This window comes from Muribacter muris (genome assembly GCF_001038205.1).
Taxonomy (GTDB): Bacteria; Pseudomonadota; Gammaproteobacteria; order Enterobacterales; family Pasteurellaceae; genus Muribacter; species Muribacter muris.
On the sequence record NZ_JWIZ01000030.1, the window covers coordinates 1 to 24,880 of the forward strand.

23 protein-coding genes are annotated in these 24,880 nt (G+C 47.3%); 11 read left to right on the forward strand and 12 right to left on the reverse strand.

Going from position 1 to position 24,880, the window contains the following annotated elements; genetic code table 11:
• Window positions 1–983 (forward strand): YadA family autotransporter adhesin (locus tag RO21_RS05595; RefSeq protein ID WP_241482411.1); only part of this gene is annotated, 983 nt, incomplete at its 5' end.
• A gap of 118 nt (window positions 984–1,101) precedes the next feature.
• Entirely contained in the window at window positions 1,102–2,241 is a 1,140-nt protein-coding gene (locus tag RO21_RS05600; protein ID WP_047976813.1) for a DUF2827 family protein, read from the forward strand.
• Between the two features lie 46 nt (window positions 2,242–2,287).
• On the opposite strand, the gene argH is transcribed toward RO21_RS05600, so the two are convergent.
• Together argH and pepQ are read right to left on the reverse strand one after the other, a co-directional pair.
• Window positions 2,288–3,664 (reverse strand): argininosuccinate lyase, encoded by a 1,377-nt coding sequence (argH, locus tag RO21_RS05605; RefSeq protein WP_047976814.1) that lies wholly within the window; start codon window positions 3,662–3,664, stop codon window positions 2,288–2,290.
• A gap of 100 nt (window positions 3,665–3,764) precedes the next feature.
• Window positions 3,765–5,081: a Xaa-Pro dipeptidase gene (gene pepQ, locus RO21_RS05610; protein ID WP_047976815.1), complete on the reverse strand. Its 1,317-nt coding sequence runs from the start codon at window positions 5,079–5,081 to the stop codon at window positions 3,765–3,767.
• Window positions 5,082–5,110: 29 nt separating this feature from the next.
• Here pepQ and tusA point away from each other — a divergent pair, with 29 nt between their 5' ends.
• Window positions 5,111–5,353, forward strand: coding sequence for a sulfurtransferase TusA (tusA, locus tag RO21_RS05615; protein ID WP_047976816.1), 243 nt, complete (start codon window positions 5,111–5,113; stop codon window positions 5,351–5,353).
• Between the two features lie 247 nt (window positions 5,354–5,600).
• Complete coding sequence (locus RO21_RS05620) at window positions 5,601–7,337, forward strand: protein-disulfide reductase DsbD (protein WP_047976817.1); 1,737 nt, start codon at window positions 5,601–5,603, stop codon at window positions 7,335–7,337.
• Window positions 7,338–7,371: 34 nt separating this feature from the next.
• Here RO21_RS05620 and priA read toward each other — a convergent pair whose 3' ends face one another.
• From priA to rraB, 3 genes are all read right to left on the reverse strand, one after another.
• Window positions 7,372–9,582: a primosomal protein N' gene (gene priA, locus RO21_RS05625; RefSeq protein WP_047976818.1), complete on the reverse strand. Its 2,211-nt coding sequence runs from the start codon at window positions 9,580–9,582 to the stop codon at window positions 7,372–7,374.
• Window positions 9,583–9,588: 6 nt separating this feature from the next.
• Window positions 9,589–10,050 (reverse strand): FxsA family protein, encoded by a 462-nt coding sequence (locus RO21_RS05630; protein WP_047976819.1) that lies wholly within the window; start codon window positions 10,048–10,050, stop codon window positions 9,589–9,591.
• A 63-nt stretch (window positions 10,051–10,113) separates the two neighbouring features.
• The gene (gene rraB, locus RO21_RS05635; RefSeq protein WP_047976820.1) at window positions 10,114–10,542 is read right to left on the reverse strand and encodes a ribonuclease E inhibitor RraB; all 429 of its coding nucleotides are present in this window, start codon (window positions 10,540–10,542) and stop codon (window positions 10,114–10,116) included.
• Between the two features lie 155 nt (window positions 10,543–10,697).
• On the opposite strand from rraB, the gene ilvD reads away from it, so the two are divergent.
• The 4 genes from ilvD (at window position 10,698) to RO21_RS05655 (ending at window position 15,483) form a co-directional block, all read left to right on the forward strand.
• Window positions 10,698–12,533, forward strand: a complete 1,836-nt coding sequence (ilvD, locus tag RO21_RS05640) for a dihydroxy-acid dehydratase (protein ID WP_047976821.1) — start codon at window positions 10,698–10,700, stop codon at window positions 12,531–12,533.
• A 57-nt stretch (window positions 12,534–12,590) separates the two neighbouring features.
• Window positions 12,591–12,974, forward strand: a complete 384-nt coding sequence (locus RO21_RS05645; protein WP_047976822.1) for a hypothetical protein — start codon at window positions 12,591–12,593, stop codon at window positions 12,972–12,974.
• A gap of 53 nt (window positions 12,975–13,027) precedes the next feature.
• A complete protein-coding gene (locus tag RO21_RS05650; protein ID WP_047976823.1) occupies window positions 13,028–13,951 on the forward strand; it encodes an aminoimidazole riboside kinase in 924 nt (307 codons plus the stop codon).
• Between the two features lie 89 nt (window positions 13,952–14,040).
• Window positions 14,041–15,483, forward strand: a complete 1,443-nt coding sequence (locus tag RO21_RS05655; RefSeq protein WP_047976824.1) for a glycoside hydrolase family 32 protein — start codon at window positions 14,041–14,043, stop codon at window positions 15,481–15,483.
• A gap of 45 nt (window positions 15,484–15,528) precedes the next feature.
• Here RO21_RS05655 and RO21_RS05660 read toward each other — a convergent pair whose 3' ends face one another.
• From RO21_RS05660 to add, 6 genes are all read right to left on the reverse strand, one after another.
• A complete protein-coding gene (locus RO21_RS05660; RefSeq protein WP_047976825.1) occupies window positions 15,529–15,846 on the reverse strand; it encodes a DUF2322 family protein in 318 nt (105 codons plus the stop codon).
• 18 nt (window positions 15,847–15,864) lie between these two features.
• Entirely contained in the window at window positions 15,865–16,713 is an 849-nt protein-coding gene (gene ftsN, locus RO21_RS05665; protein WP_047976826.1) for a cell division protein FtsN, read from the reverse strand.
• A gap of 67 nt (window positions 16,714–16,780) precedes the next feature.
• The gene (gene thiQ, locus RO21_RS05670) at window positions 16,781–17,416 is read right to left on the reverse strand and encodes a thiamine ABC transporter ATP-binding protein (protein WP_047976827.1); all 636 of its coding nucleotides are present in this window, start codon (window positions 17,414–17,416) and stop codon (window positions 16,781–16,783) included.
• On the reverse strand, window positions 17,416–18,996 hold the full coding sequence (gene thiP, locus RO21_RS05675) for a thiamine/thiamine pyrophosphate ABC transporter permease ThiP (protein ID WP_047976828.1): 1,581 nt from the start codon (window positions 18,994–18,996) through the stop codon (window positions 17,416–17,418). The genes thiQ and thiP overlap by 1 nt, the downstream gene beginning before the upstream one ends.
• A gap of 88 nt (window positions 18,997–19,084) precedes the next feature.
• Entirely contained in the window at window positions 19,085–20,167 is a 1,083-nt protein-coding gene (locus RO21_RS05680) for a porin (protein ID WP_047976829.1), read from the reverse strand.
• 58 nt (window positions 20,168–20,225) lie between these two features.
• On the reverse strand, window positions 20,226–21,251 hold the full coding sequence (gene add / locus RO21_RS05685; RefSeq protein ID WP_047976830.1) for an adenosine deaminase: 1,026 nt from the start codon (window positions 21,249–21,251) through the stop codon (window positions 20,226–20,228).
• 112 nt (window positions 21,252–21,363) lie between these two features.
• On the opposite strand from add, the gene lpxB reads away from it, so the two are divergent.
• On the forward strand, window positions 21,364–22,524 hold the full coding sequence (gene lpxB, locus RO21_RS05690; protein WP_047976831.1) for a lipid-A-disaccharide synthase: 1,161 nt from the start codon (window positions 21,364–21,366) through the stop codon (window positions 22,522–22,524).
• Here the strand turns inward: lpxB and RO21_RS05695 are convergent.
• Window positions 22,514–22,906, reverse strand: a complete 393-nt coding sequence (locus RO21_RS05695; protein WP_047976832.1) for a SufE family protein — start codon at window positions 22,904–22,906, stop codon at window positions 22,514–22,516. The genes lpxB and RO21_RS05695 overlap by 11 nt on opposite strands.
• Window positions 22,907–23,016: 110 nt before the next feature.
• Here RO21_RS05695 and clpP point away from each other — a divergent pair, with 110 nt between their 5' ends.
• Together clpP and clpX are read left to right on the forward strand one after the other, a co-directional pair.
• On the forward strand, window positions 23,017–23,607 hold the full coding sequence (gene clpP / locus RO21_RS05700) for an ATP-dependent Clp endopeptidase proteolytic subunit ClpP (protein WP_047976833.1): 591 nt from the start codon (window positions 23,017–23,019) through the stop codon (window positions 23,605–23,607).
• Window positions 23,607–24,869, forward strand: coding sequence for an ATP-dependent protease ATP-binding subunit ClpX (clpX, locus tag RO21_RS05705; RefSeq protein ID WP_047976834.1), 1,263 nt, complete (start codon window positions 23,607–23,609; stop codon window positions 24,867–24,869). The genes clpP and clpX overlap by 1 nt, the downstream gene beginning before the upstream one ends.
• The last annotated feature ends 11 nt before the right edge of the window (window positions 24,870–24,880 follow it).

Sequence of the window (24,880 nt, forward strand, 5' to 3'; positions counted from 1 at the left end):
CAAAAGACTCTGAAACAGCTGCGTCAAATTCAGCGACTGCCGCAGACAGTTCAGCAACTGCTGCCAATTCTTCTGCAAGCGAAGCATCAAGCTCGGCAAGTAATGCTGAAAGTTCCGCTACGGCAGCAAGTTCTGCTGCAAGTTCAGCAGGTAGCTCGGCAACTAGAGCAGATTCATCTGCAACGGCAGCTTCTAGTTCAGCATCATTAGCGGACAGTTCGGCAGCAGCGGCAAAAGCGTCCGAAGATGCAGCAAAAGGTTCTGCGGATAAAGCAGAAAATATCGCTCAGAAAATTGAAGATGCCGGTTTGATCAGTGAAGATGGTAAGACAGCCTTTAGTGCAAATAATGATAGTGGCGCAGATAGCTCAAAAGCTACCGGTAAAGATGCTACGGCACTTGGCTACGGCTCGGAAGCAACATCGGAAAATACCACCGCCATTGGTAATAATGCGAAAGCAACCGCACAAAATGCGAGTGCGTTAGGTCAAAATGCAAAAGCAACAGCGAAAAAATCCGTTGCGGTGGGGCATAACGCAAAAGCCAAAGCAGATAATTCGCTTGCATTAGGGGCAGATTCGGTTGCCGATGAACCAAATACAGTTTCAGTCGGTAGCGTCGGTAAAGAACGTCGTATTACTAATGTTGCAGCAGGTGTGAAAGGCACGGATGCGGTAAATATGAATCAACTTAATCAAGTGAAAGGTCAAGTTGAGTCCGTTCGTAAAGAGCTAAGAAAAACCGATAAGAAGCTGCGTGGTGGGATTGCCGGTGCAACCGCCGTTGCCAATATTCCTCAAGTAACGCAAGCGGGCGCTAATATGGTTGGTGTCGGCGTGGGGAACTACAAAGGGCAAAGTGCCGTTGCAGTCGGCTACTCGAAATTAAGTGATAACAATAAAGTTATCTTTAAAATGAGTGGCGCAGCGACCACACAGGGTGATTTCAATATTGGAGCCGGTGTCGGTTATCAATGGAAATAATCTTATAATAGGTTGAACATCACTCAGGCATCTGCCTGAGTGATTTTTTATCAGATTTGTAAAATATCTGCTTTATCTCACCGCTTGCGGTGTAAAGCCAAAACTCTATTAGCTGACTATGCGTAAATATAAAATCGGTATTACCTTTAATTTAGAAAATAAAGTAACAGATATTTGGGCAAACGGTGCAAATCAAAATGTGATCCATTTGTTCCATTTATTTCAACATTCCGACATTGTTGAAGAGGTAGTTTTAGTCTCTTGGGGGCCGGAAAAACGCACCGAGCCGCCGGCAGGATTTATGCTGGAGGATCTTTCACTTAAATTTGCCTATATTGATGATGTTATTGACAAGCTAGATGTGCTGATTGAAGGTACGCTCACTATCGAACCAAATCAACGTGAACGTATGCACGCCCACGGCGGGAAGATCGTTGCCTATAAAATAGGGAATGATTTTATTATGGATATGGAGTATTTTTTGTTTGACAAACCAGCAGGTCGGGTCTTCAACGGCACGGTTTTTGATAGTGTTTGGCTTATCCCGCAACACGAAAATACTTGCTACTCCTACTTTTCCATAATGTACAACAGCCCGGCATTTATTGTACCGGCTATTTGGTCGCCGATTTTCTGTGATAAGGTGATCAAGCGGTTGAAAGAGGCGCATAATTTGCAATTTGGTTATCAACCGAATCTCAACGATACGGCAAAACGAATTGCTTGCTTTGAAGCGAATATCAATGTAGTTAAAACCAGTTTTACGCCTATCTTGATTTGTGAACAAGCCTATCGCACCGATCCGAGCAAGATTAAACATTTCTATGCCTGTAATACTTACGATAAGAAAGACAATCCAACCTTCTTTAATTTCATCGGGCGAACCCAAATTGTCGGTAACAATATAATGACGGTAGAAGCTCGCTATCAAATGCCTGATTTTCTGACACGTTATGTCGATATTGTGTTGAGTCATCAATGGGAAAACGGGCTAAACTATGCCTATAATGATGCGCTCTACGGCGGCTATCCGTTTATTCACAATTCTAAATTGTTACCTAAGGGCGTGGGGTATTATTACGATCAATTTGATGCTTTTGAGGGAGCAAAAGTGCTGCTGGAGGTGATTGAAAATCACGATAAACGTCATCAGGCGTATGTTGAAAGGGCAAACGAGTATCTTGAATCGCTGTTACCGACCAATCCGGTGAATGTGTATTTGTACGAAAAAGAGATCAAACGTTTATTTGAAAAATAAAAGAACGGCTAACGTTTCAGCAACGTTAGCCGTTTTGATTATCCGCTTATAACATTAGCTGGGTTTTGGCATCGGCTATCGCTTCAGCCACGCGTTCCAAATTAACGCCGCCTTTGGCACAACGTTTTGCCAAGCAAGAGTCAAGCGAGAGGATTGGATATACATCGTCTGCAATCGCTGGGTGGAAACGGCTAAATTCAGTTAAACTCAATTCCTCTAAGGCTTTACGTTGGCTGATCGCATAAACGACGGCTTCGCCGACAATATGATGCGCTTCACGGAACGGAATGCCTTTTGCAACCAAATAATCGGCTAATTCGGTCGCATTTGCATAACCTTGTTGTGCCGCCTCTTTAGTGCGTTCGGTATCCACTTTAATGTCTTCCAGTACCAAAGCGGAAATATTGACGCACGCTTGCCACGTTTCAATCGCATCAAAAATACCTTCTTTGTCTTCCTGCATATCCTTATTGTAGGCAAGCGGTAAGCCTTTCAGGGTCGCTAATAATCCGGTTAATGCGCCGAACACCCGCCCCGTTTTCCCTCGCACCAATTCGCACGCATCAGGGTTTTTCTTTTGTGGCATTAGCGAAGAGCCGGACGTTACTCGGTCGGATAACTCCACAAAATGCGATTCCCCACTGTTGAAGATAATTAAATCTTCGGCAAAACGAGAGAGGTGCATCATACTGATAGAGGCGGCGGCAAGTAGTTCGAGAACATGATCACGGTCAGACACACTGTCTAAGCTGTTGCGGGTTGCCGTTTCAAAGCCTAAATGCTGTGCCAGCAGATCCCGATCGATCCCATACGCCGTACCGGCTAATGCGCCTGAACCCAGCGGGCAAGTATTCATTCGTCGATAAGCATCGCTAAGGCGGGAATAATCCCGCTCCAACATTTCATAGTATGCCATACACCAATGGGCAAAAGTAATCGGCTGTGCCCGTTGCAAATGGGTATAACCCGGCATAATCGAGAGTTGATTTTGCTCGGCGGTTTCAACCAATTTAGCCTGCAAAGCACGGATCGATTCTTGTAATGAAAGCACTTGGGCTTTACACCACAATTTCATATCCACCGCCACTTGATCGTTACGGCTGCGACCGGTATGCAATTTTTTACCGAGATCGCCAACCCGTTTGATTAGCTGCAATTCAACCCAACTGTGAATATCTTCCGCATCTTCTTGTAGCACAATAGCTAAGTTTGGTGCCACTTCGGCACGCAACTGTTTGAGAGCCTCAATAAGCTGGGCTAACTCTTGGGCATCAATAATCCCGACAGAGTGAATCGCCTTTGCCCAACCGATTGAGCCGTCAATATCTTGCAATGCAAGGCGATAATCGAAACGTAATGAATCGTTAAAATATTTGAATTGTTGGTCTGCTGCTTGACTAAAGCGTCCACCCCAAAGTGCCATAGTAATGTCCTTCATTTTGCAAATAAATCAGCGGATCACACCGCTTGTAATGGGCTTATTATTGCATAATTATGCAAATTCTCTAAATAATTATTGAAACCTAACCAAATTGAGCGGCTCGTGCGGTTAAATTTTCTGCGCCGTTAGCGCGGATCACCACATTGTCTTCGCTGCGAATGCCACCGAACTGTTTAAACTGCTCAATCTTCTGCCAATTAAATTGTTTGGCAAGCGGGTGATTTTTCCACTGTTCGAGTAACATTTCAATAAAATAAAGCCCCGGTTCGATCGTCAAAACCATTCCTTCGACGAGATCACGGGTACATCGCAAGCTCGGATAGTCCTGCGGCGCGGCTTTATGCGTGCCACGGGCGTTTTGTTGAAAGCCCGCCACATCGTGCACCTGTAAACCGAGCAAATGCCCCAACCCGTGCGGGAAAAAGCTGCGGCTAATCCCTAGCTCAAAAATATCATCAGGCGATAAGCGGACAAAATCAAACTCGTGCAGTAACCGGGCAATCCATTTATGCATTTGGGTATGATAGCCGAGATAATTAAAGCCCACTTCAAGCTGATCGATGATCAATAGCTTCAACTGATCCAAGCGGCTCACCAATTCGGCAAATTCACTTTTCGGCTCAAAAGCATAGCTGCGGGTAATATCGGCAGCATAGCCTAAATAACTCGCTCCGGCATCCAATAAAAAACTGTGGCGTTGTGCGGGCGGCTGCATCGCCAACTTGGTATAATGCAAAATCGCACTGTGTTGATTGAGGGCAACAATATTGCCGTACGGCACATTGTTGTCCGATTGCTCGGTTGCTTGCAAGTAGGCTAGGTTGATGTCAAACTCGCTTTTCCCCTCAAAAAATGCCGCTTTTGCCGCCCGATGCCCCTTCAACGCAATACGCTGTGCCTGATAAATGCACGCAATTTCAAATTCACTTTTGATCGAACGGGCAAAATGCAGTACATTTAGCACCTTTTTCGGATTGATTTCACGAAAACCGAGGGCTTGCGCCAACTCGTGATCGTTGCCGATAAACGCACAGTATTGCGGATTATGCAGGTAACTCGTCATCTGTTGGCTCTCGGTGAGAATATGCCAGTCAAATTGATCGGCAAAAAAGGCTTCCCTCGGCGGCTGTGGCGTGCAGTGCCAATAGTCTTGCGGTGCAAAATAGTAGATTTTCGGCTTGCTTTTGCCGTCTAAAAACAACCAACTTTGCTCGGCATTCGGATCGGGAAAAATATAATTGAAATGGGGATTAACTTTAAACGGCGCAGTTTGATCGTCTAAAAAATAACGTTGAGCTGCACCACTGTAAATCCACAAACCGTCTAAACGGCACAATTCCAGTGCGGTTTGCACCTGTTGCTGAATGCGTGCCCAATGGTGTGAAAATTGCTGCTGCATTGAATAACCTTTAACTTATCGGACTGAAAATGACTGAATTAACCATTAACCAAACCCTCGATACCCTTGGGCTACGCTGCCCCGAACCGGTAATGCTCACCCGCAAAACCATTCGCAATATGGCAGACGGCGAAGTCTTATTGATTATTGCGGACGATCCCGCTACAACCCGTGATATTCCGAGCTTCTGTGAATTTATGGAGCATCAGTTGCTCGACAGCCAAACGGATAGCCCGCCATATCGTTACTGGATCAAAAAAGGCTTGGCATAGTCTGCCGATAATATACGCAAGCGGTCGGTTTTTCACGTTTTTTTGCTATTTTCGCGCCAAATTTCGCTTTTTCAGCACACAACGCAACCCATTATGAGACGGACGCCGACGTGGCGTCCCGACATTCTGCATAAAATATCGATTTGTACAATAGCCATATTGCAAACACTTCTGCCGAACGTACCGCTTGAGCCGGACTGGGCGAAAATGTTAGACTTGTCCCATTTTAATCTCGCAGTCAATGCCTATGTTAATCCGACTTTTTTCCCTCTTTTTGATGCTGTGGGCAGTGCCGAGCAGTGCCGGTTTGTTTGACAATAAGCCGACATTTCTCAGTAACGAGCAGGCATTTGCATTTTCCTCGACACAATCCGATCAGCAGCTCCTGTTGAACTGGCAAATCGCTGACGGTTACTATCTCTATAAAAAAGAGCTGGTCATTACGCCGCAAAATGTTGAATTGGGTGAAGTGCAATTACCGCCCAGTGAACCGCATCAAGATGAGTTTTTCGGCGAGGTGGCGATTTATCGTAATCAATTAACTGTTCCCGTGCCAATTCTTGCACAGCAACCTAACAGTCGGGTGAGCGTACGTTATCAAGGCTGCACCAAAGGGTTTTGTTATCCGCCGGAAACGGTAACGCTCAATCTTGATACACAAGCGGTTAATTCCGGCGCCGATGTTGCAAACACATCGGTTGAACCGACCGTTTCCCAAACGCAACAAACGCAAATGCCGACCGTACAGGCAGAGCAAGATCGTTTGGCTACGCAGTTATCGGAAAACCGTTTATCCGTTTTCTGGTTTTTCATCTTAGGGATCGGGCTGGCTTTCACCCCTTGCGTATTGCCAATGCTGCCGCTGCTGTCGGCAATCGTTATCGGCAACCAGCAACGCCCGAACAGTTTGCGGGCATTACTGCTTAGTGTAAGCTATGTGCAAGGAATGGCGCTTACCTACACCCTGCTCGGCTTGATTGTGGCGGCGATCGGCTTGCCGTTTCAAGTCGCCTTGCAAAGCCCGCCGGTATTGATCAGTTTATCCGTTTTATTCACGCTATTGGCGTTGTCAATGTTCGGGTTATTCACCATTCAACTGCCAAATAGCTGGCAACAAAAGCTCAATCAACTTAGCCAACAGCAAAAAGGCGGCTCGCTGGTTAGTGTCTTTATAATGGGAATGATTGCGGGGCTGGTCGCTTCTCCTTGTACCTCCGCACCACTTTCGGGGGCATTATTATATGTGGCGCAAAGCGGCGATTTACTCACCGGCGGCTTGGCACTCTATCTGCTTGCGTTGGGAATGGGCATTCCGTTGGTGCTGATTACGCTATTCGGTAACCGCATTTTGCCGAAATCGGGCGATTGGCTGCTCAAAGTCAAAACGATATTCGGCTTTGTGATGTTAGCACTGCCAATCTTTCTGCTCTCAAGGGTATTGCCAACCAATGCCGAACCGTTGATGTGGTCGGCATTGGCAATCGCTTTCTTGGTTTGGGCAAATGAACAATTTAACGCTCTAAAATGGTGGCAAAAAGGCTTGCGGGTGCTAATGCTAGCGGCATTATGCGTGAGTGCAAAACCGTGGACGGATCTCGTTTGGCAAACCAACACGACTACCGAGCAAACAGCAAGCCATTTCACTCGTATTCAATCGTTAGCCGAATTGGAACAGCAACTTGCCGCCAGCCACGGCAAAAAAGTGATGCTCGACCTTTACGCCGATTGGTGCGTAGCGTGCAAAGAGTTTGAAAAATACACCTTTGCCGATCAAAACGTCAAAGCCAAGCTGGCACAAATGGTTGTTTTGCAGGTGGATATGACCCAAAACTCCCCTGCCAATGATGAATTGATGAAACATTTCAACGTCTTAGGGCTACCGACTATTCTCTTCTTTGATGAACAAAGCAAAGAGCTTAATTCCTCCAGAGTTACGGGCTTTATGGCAGCCGAGAGCTTTTTAGACTGGCTGAATCGGTTATAGAATACAGGGAAGCATTGACGCTTCCCTGTTTCATTTAACTCAAATCCTGCGGATCAATATCTAAAGTGAGGCGAATATCATTTCGCATAAACTCTGCTCGGTGGCGGTCGAAATGATCCAGTAGCCTTTGCAAGATTGTGCGAGAGGAATGTTGCACAAGCAAATGCCAACGGTAATGACCGGCTTTTTTTGCCATTGGTGCAGGCATTGGCCCAAGAAATTGAAGCCCCTCCAACCCTTGTTGCTCGCCGATCTGCTGTAAGCAAGCGGTCAGTTGTTGCAGAAAATCGGCAACTTTTTGGTTCTCTTTTCCCGTTGCCCGAAATAGCACTTGGGCGGAAAACGGCGGCAGCCCCATTATTTGCCGCATTGTGAGAGCTTGCTCGGCAAACGCCGCATAGCCTTGATTGAGCAAGCTGTTAAGCAAGGGGTGATCGGGGTAATGGCTCTGCAACCACACTTCCCCCTGTTTAGTCGAGCGTCCAGCACGACCGGCAACTTGCACATAAAGCTGCGCCAGCCGCTCTTCCGCTCGAAAATCCGTTGAGAACAGACTGGCATCGACATTCACCAACGCCACCAATGTTACATTAGGAAAATGATGTCCTTTGGCTAACATTTGCGTACCGATCAAAATTTGACTTTTTCCGGATTGAATATCGCTTAGCTGCTGTTCAAGACTGCCTTTTCTGGCGGTGCTGTCCCGATCGATACGGGCAATTTGATAATCAGGGAAGCGCTCGCCTAACACCTGTTCCAACTGCTCCGTGCCTAATCCGGTCGTCAGCAGGTTGGTTGAGCCACATTCGGCACATTGGCAAGGCACAACCTGTTGGGCGGCGCAGTGATGGCATCGCAAAATCCGGCTTTTTTGGTGATAAGTATAAGGTTTATCGCACGCGCCGCACTGACATATCCAGCCGCATTCGTGGCAGAGCAGCACAGGGGCGAAGCCTCGCCGATTAAGAAACAGCATTACCTGATTGCCCTGAGCCAAATGGCGTGCCATTTCCGCCAATAAGCGTTCGGATAAGCCGCAAAAAATACGTTGTTGTTTTAAATCGATCAGTTGTTGTGTAGCAAATTGGGCATTACCCGCCCGCACATTGAGCGACAATCGCTCAAACTTGCCTTTCTGCACATTGTGCAAGCTCTCTAAACTGGGGGTCGCCGAGCCGAGAATAATCGGTACGTTGCAGTGTTTGGCACGCAATATCGCCAAATCTCGTGCGTGATAGCGCCAGCCGTCTTGCTGTTTGAATGAGCTGTCGTGTTCTTCATCAATAATCATCAGCCCCAACCGCTCAAACTGGGTAAACAGGGCGGAGCGAGTACCGATCACAATCGCACTTTCGCCGTTTTTTGCCCGTTGCCACACGTTTAGCCGTTGGCTTTCGTTCAAGTTGGAATGAAGGACATCAATCTCAACATTAAAACGTGCTTGAAAACGCCGGATAGTTTGCGGGGTCAGCCCGATTTCCGGCACTAACACGAGGATCTGTTCCCCGCGCTTCAACACGCTTTCAATCACCTGTAAATAGACTTCCGTTTTGCCCGAACCGGTTACGCCGTCCAATAAAAATGCACCAAAGCCCTGTGTGTGAGCGAGGCGGCTGACTACAAGGGTTTGCTGTTTATTCAAGGTTAAACGGTTCGCGGCGTGGCAAATCGGCTTATCCCCTAACGTTGCTTGCCAAGTGTGCGGGGCAACAGGCTGCGAGTGGGGGGCAATCAAGCCCTTTTCAAGCAGGGCTTTCCAAGCAGACGCGCTACAAGCGGTCGGTTTTTCAAAAAAATCGGCAAATTCGGCTAATGCCGCCAGTAATTGTTGCTGGGCTTTAGCACGTTTCAAACGCTCGTCATTTAACGCTGTTCTGCCCAAATCGGTAACCGAAAAATAATCGGGCGTGTTTCGCACATTCGCTTCGCCTTGACGCAGCTTCACTGGCAACGCACTGTGCAACACTTCGCCGAGCGGTGCGTGGTAATAATGCGCCGCCCATTCCAGTAGCTGCCACATTTCTTGGCTGAATAGGCTGTGTTCGTCCAACACGGCGGAAATCGGTTTGAGCTTTTCAGTCGCAATTACCGTTTCGGTTGGGAAATCGACCACAATACCGATTTTCTCTTGACGACCAAACGGCACGCGCACCCGCACGCCTTTTTCGGCGTGAAGCGGTTCAGGTAAAAGGTAATCAAAATAGCGTGCCAACGGCACGGGGAGAGCAAGACGGACGAGTTTCATTACAGATTATTTAAGCCATTTGTCTTCGTCTTGTTTGCGTTCAAACTCCGCTTCAAAGGTGGTATTGGAACGATCGGGGCGATGCTCGCTAAAGGTCTGGAATTTTACTTTACCGGCAAAGGCTTTCACGGCTATTCCTTGAATTAAGCTGCGGGTGAAAGGGAGCAATAGCAGCAGGGCGAGAATATCACTCAAAAAGCCGGGGATCAAAAACAGCACGCCGGCGATAGCAAAAAAGACCGAGGAAATGACCGCTTGCGTTGGCAGTTGTCCCTGTGCCAGTTGCTGGCGGATCTGGAGGACGGTCATCACACCCCGTAATTTTAACAGCCACAGCCCGATTGCTGAAATGGCGATCGTCACTAAGATCAGCGGGAATACACCGATGCTCGATCCCACGCTAACCAGCAATGAAATTTCACAATAAATGTAAAAAAACAGCCCAAAAACAAAAATCAAAATTGGCATAATGCCCCCTTATTAGATTGAATGTGGGATAGATTGGGTCAAATCGGGCATTTTCAACGCACTTTAGTGGCGAGATGTTGGCTCGTCTTCGTCAAATTCATCGTCAAAAAATTGCCCGTCTTCGCCGTATTCGTCTTCCTCGCCGTTCGGATCTTCAAAATAAGTTCCCCAACCTTCGTATTCCGCACCGGCTTTTTCAATTAACGGCAGCAGCTCTTTTTGTTGGGCGGTGATTAACTCGGCATCCAGTTTGAGTTCGGAGACAATATCGCACACGAACAACAATTTGCCGTTTTCTTCCTCCACTTCCTCCGCATCGGAAATTTCATAGCCGAGCTTGTAGGCATCGACCACCAATTTTTCCAGTTTATCGAAATCACGGTGGGCAACGTGATGTTCAATGATATAAAGTGCGTCCGGATCGCTGCCGTCCGCTAACAGCGATGCGATAATTTCATCGGTTTCGGTTCTTAATGCGTTAAAATCGTACATTTTTTCTTCCTCATTTTTATCCTAGATAAGCGCCTTGGCTTTTGCTACTATTGTACCCCAGTTTTATCGGCAAGCGGTCTGTTTTCAGGCTTTTTTTGCAAAAACAGTCAGTATTGACAAAATATAACGCACACAACATTTTACTTGGAGAGATTATGCCAAAATTACGTTCGGCGACCAGTACGCAAGGTCGCAATATGGCAGGGGCGAGAGCCTTATGGCGTGCCACAGGAATGAAAGAAAACGATTTCGGAAAGCCGATTATTGCGGTGGTTAATTCTTTTACCCAATTTGTGCCGGGACACGTTCACTTAAAAGATATGGGACAGTTGGTGGCCGCAGAAATTGAGAAAGCCGGCGGAGTGGCGAAAGAATTTAACACCATTGCGGTAGATGACGGCATTGCAATGGGACACGGCGGAATGCTTTATTCACTACCGTCCCGCGATTTGATTGCCGATTCGGTGGAATATATGGTTAATGCCCACTGCGCCGATGCGATGGTGTGTATTTCCAACTGCGATAAAATCACACCGGGTATGTTAATGGCGGCGTTACGCCTGAATATTCCGACCATTTTTGTCTCCGGCGGCCCGATGGAAGCGGGTAAAACCAAATTATCTGACCAAATCATTAAGCTTGATTTGGTGGACGCAATGGTGCAAAGTGCCGATAAAAGCGTATCCGATGACGATGTCAATGCGATTGAACGTTCCGCCTGCCCGACCTGCGGTTCTTGCTCGGGTATGTTCACCGCTAATTCAATGAACTGTTTAACGGAAGCGTTGGGCTTGAGCTTGCCGGGCAACGGATCTTGCCTTGCCACCCACGCAGATCGTAAAGGGCTGTTCTTGCAAGCGGGCAGACAGATTGTCGAACTTTGCAAAAAATATTATGAGCAGGACGATTTTTCCGTTCTCCCTCGTGCCATCGCCACCAAAGAGGCGTTTGATAACGCAATGAGTTTGGATATTGCAATGGGCGGTTCAACCAATACGGTCTTGCATCTATTGGCGGCAGCGCAAGAGGCGGAAGTGGATTTCACAATGGCGGATATTGACCGTTTGTCCCGCCGTGTGCCGTGCTTGAGTAAAGTTGCGCCGAATACCGCCAAATATCATATGGAAGATGTACACCGTGCCGGCGGGATTATGGCAATTCTCGGCGAGCTGGATCGGGCAAATTTACTGAATAACCAAACCCGTACCGTATTAGGAATGAGCCTCGCCGAGCAGATCGCCCAATACGATATTATGCTGACTCAAGATGAAGCGGTGCATCGGTTTTTCCGTGCCGGCCCGGCTGGTATCCGCACAACGCAAGCGTTCTCACAAGATACTCGTTGGGAAACAGTCGATAACGACCGTGAAAACGGCTGTATCCGCAGCAAAACCCACGCTTATAGTCAAGACGGTGGTTTGGCGATGCTCTCCGGCAATATCGCATTAGACGGTTGTATTGTAAAAACGGCCGGTGTAGATGAAAGTATCTTGACATTCAGCGGCAAAGCCATCGTGTTTGAAAGCCAAGAAGATGCCGTGGCAGGCATTTTAGGCGGCAAAGTACAGGCGGGGCACGTTGTGGTTATTCGCTATGAAGGGCCGAAAGGCGGACCGGGAATGCAAGAAATGCTGTATCCGACCAGCTATTTAAAATCAATGGGACTAGGCAAAGCCTGTGCCTTGCTCACGGACGGACGTTTCTCCGGCGGCACATCAGGGTTGTCTATCGGACACTGCTCACCGGAAGCGGCGGCAGGCGGGACAATCGGTTTAGTGAAAGACGGCGACACGATTAACATTGATATTCCGAACCGCTCAATCCAACTAATTGTCTCTGATGAGGAACTTGCCCAACGCCGTGCCGAACAAGACGCAAAAGGCTGGCAGCCGGCAAACCGCCAACGTGAAGTATCATTTGCCTTGAAAGTGTACGGTCATTTCGCTACATCGGCGGATAAAGGTGCAGTGCGGGATAAATCCAAAATTTAAGTATAACGAAAGGACGCATAATGCGTCCTTTCTTTTTTAGACAAACAGGTAAAAATGATGTTTAGATTATATTTGATACTTTACAGTATGGCTTTGTTAGTCGGCTGCGCACCGAGTGAAACAACACGTTTATCCAAACCGCAAACGCCGGATAACATAGCACAATGCCCTTTCGGGCGGTGTGCCGAGCAAAATACAGCGATCGAAGCCCCCATTGCTCTTGCCGGTGCATTATTGATGGTTGCCTTAAACAAAACGCACACCGATTTTACCCTCCCGACAAAACAACCTCACGCGACACCTTTTTACCTAAAGCCAACGGTGCCTTACCAAGAGGTACAAAAATCCCCAAATCTATCCCCTATTAAGCAACCGTTGTCGGAAATCAGTAAAAAAACATTAAATTTTGATCCGAAACAGTTTCACAAATTGCAAAACTAAACCGTTTTAGCTACTATTTCACCCAATTTTTCACGATTAAAAAGGCAACATTTATGAGTAAAATTTGGGTATTAGGCGATGCGGTCGTAGATTTAATTCCCGATGGCGAACATCACTATTTACGCTGTGCCGGCGGCGCACCGGCAAATGTCGCTGTCGGCGTTGCCCGTTTAGGCGGTCAAGCCGGCTTTATCGGGCGAGTCGGCAATGATCCGCTCGGCAAATTTATGCGGCAAACCTTGCAGGCGGAGAATGTCAATACCGATCAGATGATTTTAGATCCCAAGCAACGCACCTCCACCGTTATTGTCGGGTTAGATGAGGGCGAACGTAGCTTTACGTTTATGGTCAATCCGAGTGCCGATCAGTTTCTAGAAATCGGCGATTTACCCCATTTCCAATCGGGCGATTTCCTACACTGTTGCTCGATTGCTTTAATCAACGAGCCGTCCCGCTCTACCACCCTTGAGGCAATTCGCCGCATCAAAGAGGCGGGCGGCTATTTTTCGTTTGATCCGAATTTGCGAGAATCCCTGTGGGGATCCCTTGAAGAGATGAAGCAAGTCGTCAATCAAGTGGTTGCAATGGCAGATGTACTGAAATTCTCCGAAGAAGAATTAACCTTACTCACCAACACAACCAGCCTTGAAGCCGCTACCCGAATAATGACAGCGCAGTATCCGCAAAAACTGATCATTGTTACGTTGGGCAAAGACGGGGCGATTTTCCACCTCAACGGCATCCGTAAAACCGTGGCAGGCAAAGCGTTAGAGCCGATTGACACCACTGGTGCAGGCGATGCGTTTGTCAGCGGATTACTGGCGGGATTATCCGATGTCGGCGACTGGCAAAAAGAAAGCGTATTGGTTGAGGTAATCCGCAAAGCCAATGCCTCCGGCGCATTAGCTACAACGGCAAAAGGGGCAATGTCCGCCCTGCCGAATAAAGCGCAACTCGAAGCATTTTTAGCCCAATAACCTATTGACAAGCGGTCTGTTAAAGCCAATTTTTTGCAAAATAGTCTATTTAACGCACCGCTTGCATTCACTTCTTATCGGAGATGACAATGCATATTTTTAATCAAGGCAAATACAAAAGCCTGCACGCACAAACGCACGGCGAGCTAGACCATATTCGCCGGCAAGTTGAACAAGATAAAGATTTCCGCCCCCGTTATCATCTTGCCGCCCCGACAGGACTATTAAACGATCCGAACGGGCTACTTTTTGACGGCGAGAAATACCACATCTTCTACCAATGGTTTCCCTTTGACGCCATACACGGAATGAAACATTGGCAACATTTTACCACCACCGATTTTCAAACCTTTACCGCTGCCGATATGTTGATCCCCGATGAGCTGTTTGAATCCCACGGCTGCTACTCGGGCGGGGCGATTTTATGGCAAGACAAGATTGTAGCGTTTTATACGGGCAATACGCGCCGAGCGAGCGATAATCAGCGTATTCCGCACCAAAATATTGCGATTTTTGACAAATCGGGGAAATTGTTGGAAAAGCGTTGTATTATGGATCGCGCCCCTGACGGCTACACGGAACACGTCCGTGATCCGAAGCCCTTTATCACCACAGAAGGCAAAATTCGCTTTGTGTTAGGCGCACAACGGCAAGATCTCAGCGGCACGGCATTACTGTATGAAATGGCGGATTTAACGGATACCCCCCGTTTACTGTCTGAATTAGCGATTGTACCGTTTGATAACGATAAGGTATTTATGTGGGAATGCCCCGATCTGTTCCAGTTAGACGGCAAAGATCTGTTTATCTGGTCGCCGCAAGGAAAAGCACGGGAGGCAAAACGTTTCCAAAACAATTACCACGCCACCTATGCACTGGGCAAGCTGGAGGGCACAACGCTACACGCCGAGCATATAGAAGAACTGGACTACGGCTTTGATTTTTATGCGCCGCAAACCATTCAGAATGCACACGGGATATTGTACGGCTGGGTTGGGCTGCCGGATCTGACCTACCCGACCGATGACTATAAATGGCATTCAATGCTCACAATGCCACGTCAGTTGAAAGTTAAAAACGGGCGGCTTTACCAACAACCGATTGCACAAATTTATGCGCAATTAGGGGAAAAGCAATCACATCAATTAGCAGGAATTGTACACCTTGACGGCTTAGATACCGCCTATTTGCAAATTACTGTTGAAAACCAACCGCTTGCTATTCAGTTCTTTAACAATGCACAAGGGCAACATCTCAACCTGAGGTATGAAAACGGCATTGTCAGCCTTGATCGCAGCCAAACGACACAAACGGCGTTGATGGCGGAATTTGGTACGCTACGGCAGTGCGAAATAGCAGATTTGCAGTCTATTGAGCTTTTTTTCGATCGTTCGGTTGTGGAGATTTTCCTCAATCACGGCGAGAAAGTGCTCACCTCCCGTTTCTTTATTCAAGATCGCCAAAATTGCCTGCAAGTTTCACGTCCGGTACAGGCGGAAATCGCACAAATGGCGGAGATTGTTTATCGCTAACCACAAAAAAGGGACACAATGTGTCCCTTTCCTCAAATCTAAAAATTACTTTGCGTTAGGTTGTAATTGCAAAGTGAGATCTTGCTCAATCACCTTTAACAGCAAATCGATATTCGGGTGCTTGCCGATATTTTGCTTAGCATCTTCAAGATGTTCGGCAAACCACGCAATTCCCTGTGATGCCGCTGTTTTATCAAGTGTGCCGCCAAATTTTTCGGCTAAGGCGTTGTAAAGTTTCAATGAGCCTAATTTACCTTCCTGTGCAGGAATATGGTGAACAGCCTCACTACTTGCATTTAATACGTCCAGCCCACTCAAATGGCTGATGTCGGGAAAGGTGGCTAAATAATCTTTAAACTGCATAATGCGCTCCTATATTGATTACATTCCAACGATTAAACATTCCGCCACGCTGCGTGCGTTTGATTGTGCTGCCGAGGTAGCAGCACGGTCGCCGATCGGCCCGATCACCACTCTATTCCACTCACCGTTACTGTTAATTCTGGCATTATAGCCTGCCATTGCCAAGCGAGCCTGCATATTTTCCGCTTGCGCTTTATTTTTAAACGCACCACATTGCAAGCCGTATTTACCCGCTGCCGGTTTTGCAATATCCGCAGGTTTGGCTGCACTGGCAACCACTTTTGCTGGCTCTTGTTTCGGGTTTTGCTCAGTTGCTTTGGTTTGAGCTTTTACCTGTGCCTGCTGTTCTGCTTTTTTAGCAGCCTCTTGCTGTTTTTTCAGCTCGGCTTGGCGTTTTTCTTCTGCTAATTGCTTCTCTTTTGCCTTTTTCAATGATAGCTCTTCGGCTAAAGCCGCATCGGTTTCGGAAGAAGCTGTTTCTTTCGTTTGTCCATTTGGCTGGGGCTGTGCTTGAGTAGCTTGTACTTGTTGTAGCTTACGCTGCTCCTCTTCTTTTTGGCGTTGGAGCTGCTGCTCTTGCTCCTTGGTTAATTTAGCCAGTTTGGAGTTTTTATCCACCGGCACTTCACGGGTTTCCAAATCACGAATATAGCTATATACCTCTTCCGGCGGAGAAGGCAGGGTACTTTTCGGCTGGGAAGGGGCAACGGTTTGTGTTGGAATGGTTTGAACAGGGGCATTCTCTTTTAGCACCCAAAGTCCAAGCCCGCTCATCATCAGCAATAATATTAAAATGGCTAAAATCAGCGAACGGTTCGTGCCTTTTTTATTTTTTTTAGCACGTGCAGCGTAATCACGGTTTGGCAAAATAATCCTCGCAAGAATGAAATGAAATCAATAAATTATCCATATTACTCAAAAAATGCCCGCTTGGCTAGGGGCGTGATACGATCCTGCCGTTTTCAACTTGAATAAAGCGATCAAATAAGGCGGCACTCTCCTCAAATTGATGGGTAACCATTACCAGCGTGAGTTGGCGTTGTCGGCAAATTTGTTCGACCAATTGTTGCATTTCAAGGCGTTTTTGCGGATCGAGTGCGGAAAAAGGTTCGTCTAGCAATAAGATCGGTCTATCCCGTAACAAAGTGCGTGCTAATGCCGCCCGCTGTTTTTGCCCGCCGGAAAGTTGATCCGCTCGCCGAGACAATAAATCGGCAATCCCCATTTGCTCGGCAATATGGGCAATTTTCTGCTGTTGATCGGCACTGAAGCTCAGCCGAGGCACTAAAGCTAAACCGATATTCTGTGCAACAGTGAGGTGTGGGAATAAATTATTATCTTGAAACAATATTGAAACGGGGCGTACAGCCGGTTCGGTGGCAAAATGGTTTTGGTTATCCAGCCAAAGTTCGCCTCGGTCGGCTTTATCAAAACCGGCAATTAAATTCAGTAAGGTACTTTTCCCCGCCCCGCTTTCACCGATCACCGCTAAACGTTCGCCACGGCTAACATTCAGCTCAAATTGCATCGGCATATCTGGGTAATCAAAATCTAAGTGTAAACGAATCATTATCGGCTTTCTTCTTGGTCAATCAATAAAAACGGCAAAAAGGCGCAAACCATCAAGATCAATGCCGTAACAGCGGCATCTTCGCTACGGTAGCTGCCTAATTGCTGGTAGAGTAAATAGGGTAAGGTGCTGAAATCGGGGCTGCCGAAAAAGGCAATGACCGAAAAACTGCCTAAGCTGGCGGACATTGCCAACGCAAAGGCGTTGCGTAGCGGTCGGCGCAGGTAATATGTTTCTACAATCCACCAACGGCGAATGCCGCTCAACCCCAAGCTGCGCGCAAGTTTATCTTGATTGACCAACACTTCCCACATCGCCGTAAATAACAGACGGTAAATATAGGGCAGCAGCATTAAGCCGTTACATACCCCAATCAACAGCAACAAATGGCAGGGGGTTAATTCAACGTCCATCAGCAGTAAAAATAGCCCGACCGCCAACATAAAGACTGGAAAAATCAACGGATAAGAGCTGATTCCGCTGAGAATAATCTGTCTGATTTTGTGGCGATGATAAGCTTGTTGGCGGGTTTCTAAGGCTAATAAATACGCAATACCGATCACAAACACGCTAGCAATCAGGCTTAATACCAGTGAGTAGAAAAAGGCTTGCCACAAACTCGGATTTGCCAACCGAGAGAGAAGATCGGATACGGACAAAGCCGTCCAGATCACATTGATGATCGGCACAATAATCAGTAATACCGTTAATATCAACACCCATTGCAACATCATTCGGGCAAAACCGTTCAACGTCGGTTTCCAAATCGCAACGGATATTCCGGCAGCTCGGTTCGGCTGCTCGGACAGCCGGCTGGCGTAATCCATCAGTAATTGTAAGCCTATTCCGACACTGATTTGGACGATAATCAACCAAACGGCTTTTGCAAAATCAAACTCAAATGTAACCGCTTGATAGATAGCGACTTCAAGGGTACTGTATTTCGGCCCGCCACCCAGCATTAACACAATCGGAAAACTGGTGAAGCAAACCAAAAACACATTTGTGAAAGCATAAGGCAGAACATTTTTGAGCGCTTGCCATTCCACAATCCGAAATGCCTGCCAACCGGTTAAATTTAATTGGGCGGCGAGTTGGTGTTGATGGCTGGGAATAAAATTCAGCCCCTCAAGGCAATATTTTGCCACGAACGGAATGTTCAAAAATAGGTGGGCTAAGATAATACCTTGTAAGCCATAGAGCGAAAACCGCCATTCAATGCCCAAAAATCCCAACCAAGAAGCGAGCCAGCCGGAATGTCCCCACACGCCAATAATCGCAAAAATTACGACCAACGAAGGCAATGCCCACGCAAAACTGATCCATTTATACAGCCACGTTTTACCGGAAAAATTGAGATAAAAAAAAGCACGCGCGAGCAGCAGTCCCCAAATGAGCGAGAGTGTCGCAGAAATGCCCGCTTGCAGTACGCTATAAGCGAGCAACTGCACAGTTTCGGCAAAAGACCAAAATGTTTGCCCGTCGTGATGGTTAAATAATGCCCACAGGCTAAATGCGTAAAGCCCGAATAGGCTAAAATAGACCGACCACGCCGTATATTGGGTAAATTTGCGTAACATTTTGTTCCTTTGGTAAAGACAAGCGGTCGGATTTTAACAAAAATTTACCAATCTCCAAAATAAAAGGGGCATTCCGCCCCTTAATCATTTACCAATATGCCCGTAAACCAATCACCGTTTGGTTATGGCGAATTTTACTCGCTAACTGACCGCTTGCGTGATTTTTGGTGTGTGCAGTCTGCCACTCAACAAATGTTTTCAGGTGCTGCGGCACAAGATAGTATTCCGTTCCTAGCATAAATTGGTGGGTTTTGGCGTGATTTCCCCCTTTTAACACATTGGTTTTGTAAGCATACATTGTGTAAGCCGCCCAATCGTCCGTTAATTTTTGTAGCAGTATAGTACGTACCTCTTTTTGCACCCGTTTTCTGCCCGCCAAATTTTGATTTCGGGTTACTCGGCGCTCTAAATCCAACCCGATAGTTGTTTTGTCAAAAGTATAGGCAGTACCGACAGAATAAGCCGTTGCCTCAACGATAGCATTCGCTTTGCCATAACGCTCACGGCTAACGCCGGTTGCCAATTTAATACTTTGATTATCAGCAAATTTAGTACGATAAATTGCTGCCGTCCCCCACACGTCTTTACGTTTATCAGCTAAATCCAGCCCTAAATTATCCCGTTTACTTGAACCGCCATAATAGCCACCGAGTTTTAGCCCCTCTACCCCTTTATACACATATTGAAGCGAACGGCGGGCAGCATAGTTGAGTAAGCCATCACTTAAACTCAGCGTATTGGCAAGATCGGTCTGTTTAACTTCATCGGTAATCACCGTTTGATGACCGTAAGTCAGCTCGCCGAATTGTTTATGCCCAATTCCTGCATAAAGTTGGCGGGTATAAATATCATCAAAATCGTGTTGCGAAGCGGCTGTGCCACGAAAGCGCCACTCAACACGCCCTAAGGCATAAAAATCGTCCGTCAGTTGCTGCTTAACACGGAAACCGAAACGTGAACCGTTATTTCGCACCGCTTGATTAACGTGCTGGCGGATAGTGGTTTGGTTGGCATAGTTATCCGTTTTGGTGGCGGTGCTACGCCATTGTAGCCGTGCAGAACCGCCAAAATCCAACGTAGTACCGCTTTCTTTGCTGTCAATTAAAGTATAAGCCTGTGCCGAATTGGCGGCGATCGCCCCTATTGCCAAGGCAAGCAGTGTTTTTTTCATCATTTGCTCCGAAAATAAAAAATCCTTGCCTAAGTATAACCTGACCGTTGAAAATCCGTCAGCAAAGATTTGCCGTTGCCCAACGTTGTTGCACTTTTTCCCACAATATCTGCTTATCTTCTGCGCACAAAAAGGCGGCTTGCACGGCATTTTGTACCAGTTGGCGTGCTTCAACATTCGTGAGGCGGTAATCCCGCTTGAGCAATGCGAACTCGTGTGCGACCGTAGTGTTGGAGACCGTCATATTGTCGGTATTGACCGTTGCCACTACGCCCCGTTCTAAATAATGACGCAGCGGATATTGGCTTAAACTCGCCACCGTTTTGGTTTGTAAGTTGCTACAAGGGCACATTTCAAGCGGTGTCTTGCGGTCAATTAATTGCAAAACCACCGCTTCGCTTTCCACCGCGCGTACCCCGTGTCCGATGCGGGTTGCGCCGAAATCTAACGCCTGCTGCACGCTGTCTGCACCGGCGGCTTCTCCTGCGTGGAGAGTGAACGGAACGCCAAGTGCTACCGCTTCGCTAAAGAGAGTTTGATAGTGCGCTGTCGGATACAATCCCTCCGCACCAGCTAAATCAATCGCGACAACCCCTTGTCCAAGGTATTTTTGCGCCAGCCGTACGGTTTCGTGATTTTCCGCCTGATTATCTTCGCCTCGCATACAACACAGGATCAGATTAACCTTAAACAGAGAATGACAATTTTCTACGGCTTGCAAGCCGGCGATTGCCGCCAATACCGCTTGTTCCTGATCCATTGTTTTTTGGGTATGAAGCTGCGGCGCAAAGCGGATTTCCGCATACAGCATTTGTGCCTGATCCAAACGTTCGATTAAATGGGTTACTGCTGCGGTGAGTGCCTGCGGCGATTGCAAAACGGCAAGGGGAATTTCAAAACTGCGTAAATATTGATTTAAGTCGCTGCAATCCTGCGGGGCTGAAATAAAGGATAGCAACCGGGTCGGATCGGTGGTCGGCAGCGAAATTGCCTGTTTTTCCGCCCACTCTAAGAGCCATTGCGGTGAAAGCGAACCGTCCAAATGTAAATGCAGATCAATCATTGCGTAGCGTTCAATATTCATTTTTGCTCCCTTTAAGAATAAAACGACAAATTCTAAACAAAGTGTATGGAAAAGACACGTTTTTGTTCATAATGACTTATAATGGCATTTATTTATTACATTTTCTGCCCCTATGATACATTCATCTCCCCTAATTGCCGTGGTTGCCGGCGAAATTTCCGGCGACATTCTCGGCGCAGGCTTAATCCAAGCGCTCAAATTACACTATCCCAATGCCCGTTTTATTGGGGTTGCCGGCCCCAAAATGTTGGCAGAAGGCTGCGAAACACTGTTTGATATGGAAGAGATTGCGGTAATGGGCTTGGCGGAAGTGGTTAAACATCTGCCCCGCCTACTCAAACGCCGCCGCCAAGTGATCGACACAATGCTGGCGCAAAAACCGGCGGTTTTTATTGGGATTGATGCGCCGGATTTTAATCTCGGCATTGAGGAAAAGCTCAAAGCACACGGCATTAAAACCGTCCATTACGTCAGCCCGTCTGTGTGGGCGTGGCGGCAAAATCGGGTGCATAAAATTGCACGGGCAACGGATAGCGTCTTGGCGTTTTTACCCTTTGAAAAAGCCTTTTACGACCGTTTTAATGTGCCGTGCCGTTTTGTCGGGCATACGATGTCAGACGCTATCCCGCTCAAACCGAACCGCCAAGCCGCCTGTGCGGCTTTAGGCTTGGACGAATCGCAACGCTATTTGGCGATTTTAGTCGGTAGCCGCAGTAGCGAAGTCGCCTTTTTAACCGAACCGTTTCTGAAAGCGGCACAGATTTTGCAACAGCAATATCCCGATATTCAACTGCTCGTGCCGCTCGTGAGCGAAAAACGCCGCACGCAATTTAACGAGATCAAACAAAAGGTCGCCCCCGATTTAACGGTGAAAATGCTTGACAATCAAGCGCGTGAGGCAATGATAGTGAGCGAAGCGACTTTGCTTGCCTCCGGCACAGCGGCGTTGGAAGCAATGCTATGCAAATCACCGATGGTAGTGGGCTACAAAATGAAACCGCTCACCTATTGGCTCGCCAAAAAACTGGTGAAAACCGATTACATTTCATTGCCAAATTTACTCGCTAACTGCCCGCTTGTCCCGGAGCTTATTCAAGAAGAGTGCAATCCGGACAATCTCGCTCGGCATTTAAGCGTCTATTTTTCACCTAATCCGGCTGATCTTCAGCATAAAGCGCAGCTTCAGCAACAATTTGCCGATCTGCATCAGCAAATTCAACGCAATGCCGACACCCAAGCGGCGCAAGCGGTGGTGGAATTGCTTAACGGCTAAGTGCCTCAGCCCTCACTTTCGCTTGAATTTGGGCTAAACCGTTTAAACGGGTGGCTGTGAGGTGGCGGGTAATCTGCAACTCATCAAACAGGGCGTGTAAATCGAATTGTTGTAATTGTGCGGCGGTTTGCTCCGTCAAAGCAGCGAGAATAATCACCAACAGCCCTTGCATTAAGCGGGCATCGCTGTATGCGTGAATTTGGCGGGGAGTCAGGCTAAATTCAAACCATAAACGGCTTTCGCAGCCGTGGATTTGTTGCCATTGTGCCAACTCATCAGCGGAAGGCACGGGCAGGCGGCGGCTCAGTTGAATGAGCAAGCGGTATCTTTCTTCCCAAAATTTGCAACGGGCAAATTGGGCGTAAATATCGGCAAGTTGCATCTTATCCTCTCTATCAAAGGTGCAGATTGTAACGTGCCGGCTACTTTATGCAATCTTTAAATTTTGCTAAAATTGCACACTTTTTTATAAATGAGATAAAGGAACGAACAATGGCAGTGATCCCAATGGTCGTAGAGCAAAGCGCAAAAGGCGAACGTGCTTACGATATTTATTCCCGCCTGCTCAAAGAGCGCATTATTTTCTTAAACGGCGGTGTGGAAGACGAAATGGCAAAACTGATTGTGGCGCAACTGCTCTTTTTAGAAGCGGAAGATCCGGAAAAAGACATTAGCCTCTACATTAACTCACCGGGCGGAGCGGTTACTGCCGGTATGGCGATTTACGATACGATGAATTTCATCAAACCGGACGTCAGCACCGTCTGTATCGGGCAAGCCTGCTCAATGGGCGCATTTTTGCTGTCTGCGGGCGCAAAAGGCAAACGCTTTGCCTTGCCGCACGCGCGGGTGATGATTCACCAACCGTTAGGCGGCTATCGTGGACAAGCGTCCGACATTCAAATTCACGCCCAAGAAATTTTAAAAATTAAACACACCCTCAATCAACGTATGGCGGAACATTCCGGTCAGCCCCTTGAAAAAGTGGAAAAAGATACCGATCGGGATAATTTTATGTCCGCCGAAGAAGCGAAAGCCTACGGCTTAATTGATGAGGTTGTTACGCATAGAGATCAAAAATAATGGATAAATTTGAACAAATGCCCCATTGCAGTTTTTGCGGTAAACGCAAAAATGAAGTGGATGCCTTAATTAAAGGCGAAGAAGGTTTTATCTGTAACGAATGTATTGAGGAAGCCTACGATGTCTTAAACGGCACGGAAGAACAGGCTGAGGCTGAAACCGAGCAAGCAAGCGGTGAGAAAGGCGATGATTTTTTCAATCAGATCCCAACACCGCACGAAATCCACGCCCACTTAAATGAGTATGTTATCGGGCAGGAACACGCCAAAAAAGTGCTATCGGTGGCGGTATATAACCACTATAAACGCCTAAAAAGTGCGGCGTCCAATCACCAAGACACGGACGGCGTAGAACTAGGTAAAAGTAATATTTTATTGATCGGCCCGACCGGCAGCGGTAAAACCTTATTGGCGGAGAGCTTGGCACGCCGCTTGAATGTGCCGTTTGCGATTGCCGATGCCACCACCCTCACCCAAGCGGGCTATGTGGGTGAAGATGTGGAAAATGTGATCCAAAAATTGCTGATGAAGTGCGATTTCGACCAAACCCAAGCGGAACGAGGCATTATCTTCATTGACGAGATCGACAAAATCACCCGTAAATCCGAAAATCCGTCCCTCACCCGAGATGTGTCCGGCGAAGGCGTACAGCAAGCGTTGCTGAAACTGATCGAAGGCACAGTAGCAAACATCAATCCGCAGGGCGGGCGTAAGCACCCGAAACAAGATACCGTTGCGGTCGATACCTCAAAGATCCTGTTTATCTGCGGTGGCGCATTCGCCGGCTTGGACAAAATTGTCGAAACCCGCACTAATAAACAAGGTGGCATTGGCTTTAAAGCAGAGCTGAAAAAAGAGAAAGATCGTGAAGCGCTCACGGAATTATTCAAAAAAGTCGAACCGGAAGATTTGGTGAAATTCGGCTTAATTCCGGAGCTGATCGGTCGTTTGCCGGTGATTACACCATTAGCGGAATTGGACGAAGCGGCGCTTATTCAGATTTTAACCGAACCGAAAAATGCGATTATCAAGCAGTATCAAGCCCTGTTCAAAATGGAAGGTACGGAGCTAAAATTCACCAAAGAGGCGCTGATTGCGATCGCACAAAAAGCGATTTCCCGCAAAACAGGCGCTCGTGGCTTACGCTCGATTGTGGAAGAACTCTTGCTGGATACAATGTACGATTTACCGTCTTTGAAAGCGAAAAAAATCACCATTGGTAAAAACAGCGTGGAAAAAGGTGATAAACCGAAAGTCGAGTAAAGTAACATATA

What these genes read in the sequence shown, in the direction of transcription:
- rraB (WP_047976820.1), bottom strand. Translation starts at nt 10,542, where the DNA reads ATGTACGATTTTAACGCATTAAGAACCGAAACCGATGAAATTATCGCA.
- clpP (WP_047976833.1), top strand. Translation starts at nt 23,017, where the DNA reads ATGGCAGTGATCCCAATGGTCGTAGAGCAAAGCGCAAAAGGCGAACGT.
- RO21_RS05620 (WP_047976817.1), top strand. Translation starts at nt 5,601, where the DNA reads ATGTTAATCCGACTTTTTTCCCTCTTTTTGATGCTGTGGGCAGTGCCG.
- RO21_RS05630 (WP_047976819.1), bottom strand. Translation starts at nt 10,050, where the DNA reads ATGCCAATTTTGATTTTTGTTTTTGGGCTGTTTTTTTACATTTATTGT.
- argH (WP_047976814.1), bottom strand. Translation starts at nt 3,664, where the DNA reads ATGGCACTTTGGGGTGGACGCTTTAGTCAAGCAGCAGACCAACAATTC.
- RO21_RS05655 (WP_047976824.1), top strand. Translation starts at nt 14,041, where the DNA reads ATGCATATTTTTAATCAAGGCAAATACAAAAGCCTGCACGCACAAACG.
- ilvD (WP_047976821.1), top strand. Translation starts at nt 10,698, where the DNA reads ATGCCAAAATTACGTTCGGCGACCAGTACGCAAGGTCGCAATATGGCA.
- add (WP_047976830.1), bottom strand. Translation starts at nt 21,251, where the DNA reads ATGAATATTGAACGCTACGCAATGATTGATCTGCATTTACATTTGGAC.
- priA (WP_047976818.1), bottom strand. Translation starts at nt 9,582, where the DNA reads ATGAAACTCGTCCGTCTTGCTCTCCCCGTGCCGTTGGCACGCTATTTT.
- lpxB (WP_047976831.1), top strand. Translation starts at nt 21,364, where the DNA reads ATGATACATTCATCTCCCCTAATTGCCGTGGTTGCCGGCGAAATTTCC.
- clpX (WP_047976834.1), top strand. Translation starts at nt 23,607, where the DNA reads ATGGATAAATTTGAACAAATGCCCCATTGCAGTTTTTGCGGTAAACGC.
- RO21_RS05660 (WP_047976825.1), bottom strand. Translation starts at nt 15,846, where the DNA reads ATGCAGTTTAAAGATTATTTAGCCACCTTTCCCGACATCAGCCATTTG.
- RO21_RS05680 (WP_047976829.1), bottom strand. Translation starts at nt 20,167, where the DNA reads ATGAAAAAAACACTGCTTGCCTTGGCAATAGGGGCGATCGCCGCCAAT.
- thiP (WP_047976828.1), bottom strand. Translation starts at nt 18,996, where the DNA reads ATGTTACGCAAATTTACCCAATATACGGCGTGGTCGGTCTATTTTAGC.
- RO21_RS05645 (WP_047976822.1), top strand. Translation starts at nt 12,591, where the DNA reads ATGTTTAGATTATATTTGATACTTTACAGTATGGCTTTGTTAGTCGGC.
- pepQ (WP_047976815.1), bottom strand. Translation starts at nt 5,081, where the DNA reads ATGCAGCAGCAATTTTCACACCATTGGGCACGCATTCAGCAACAGGTG.
- RO21_RS05695 (WP_047976832.1), bottom strand. Translation starts at nt 22,906, where the DNA reads ATGCAACTTGCCGATATTTACGCCCAATTTGCCCGTTGCAAATTTTGG.
- RO21_RS05650 (WP_047976823.1), top strand. Translation starts at nt 13,028, where the DNA reads ATGAGTAAAATTTGGGTATTAGGCGATGCGGTCGTAGATTTAATTCCC.
- thiQ (WP_047976827.1), bottom strand. Translation starts at nt 17,416, where the DNA reads ATGATTCGTTTACACTTAGATTTTGATTACCCAGATATGCCGATGCAA.
- RO21_RS05600 (WP_047976813.1), top strand. Translation starts at nt 1,102, where the DNA reads ATGCGTAAATATAAAATCGGTATTACCTTTAATTTAGAAAATAAAGTA.
- tusA (WP_047976816.1), top strand. Translation starts at nt 5,111, where the DNA reads ATGACTGAATTAACCATTAACCAAACCCTCGATACCCTTGGGCTACGC.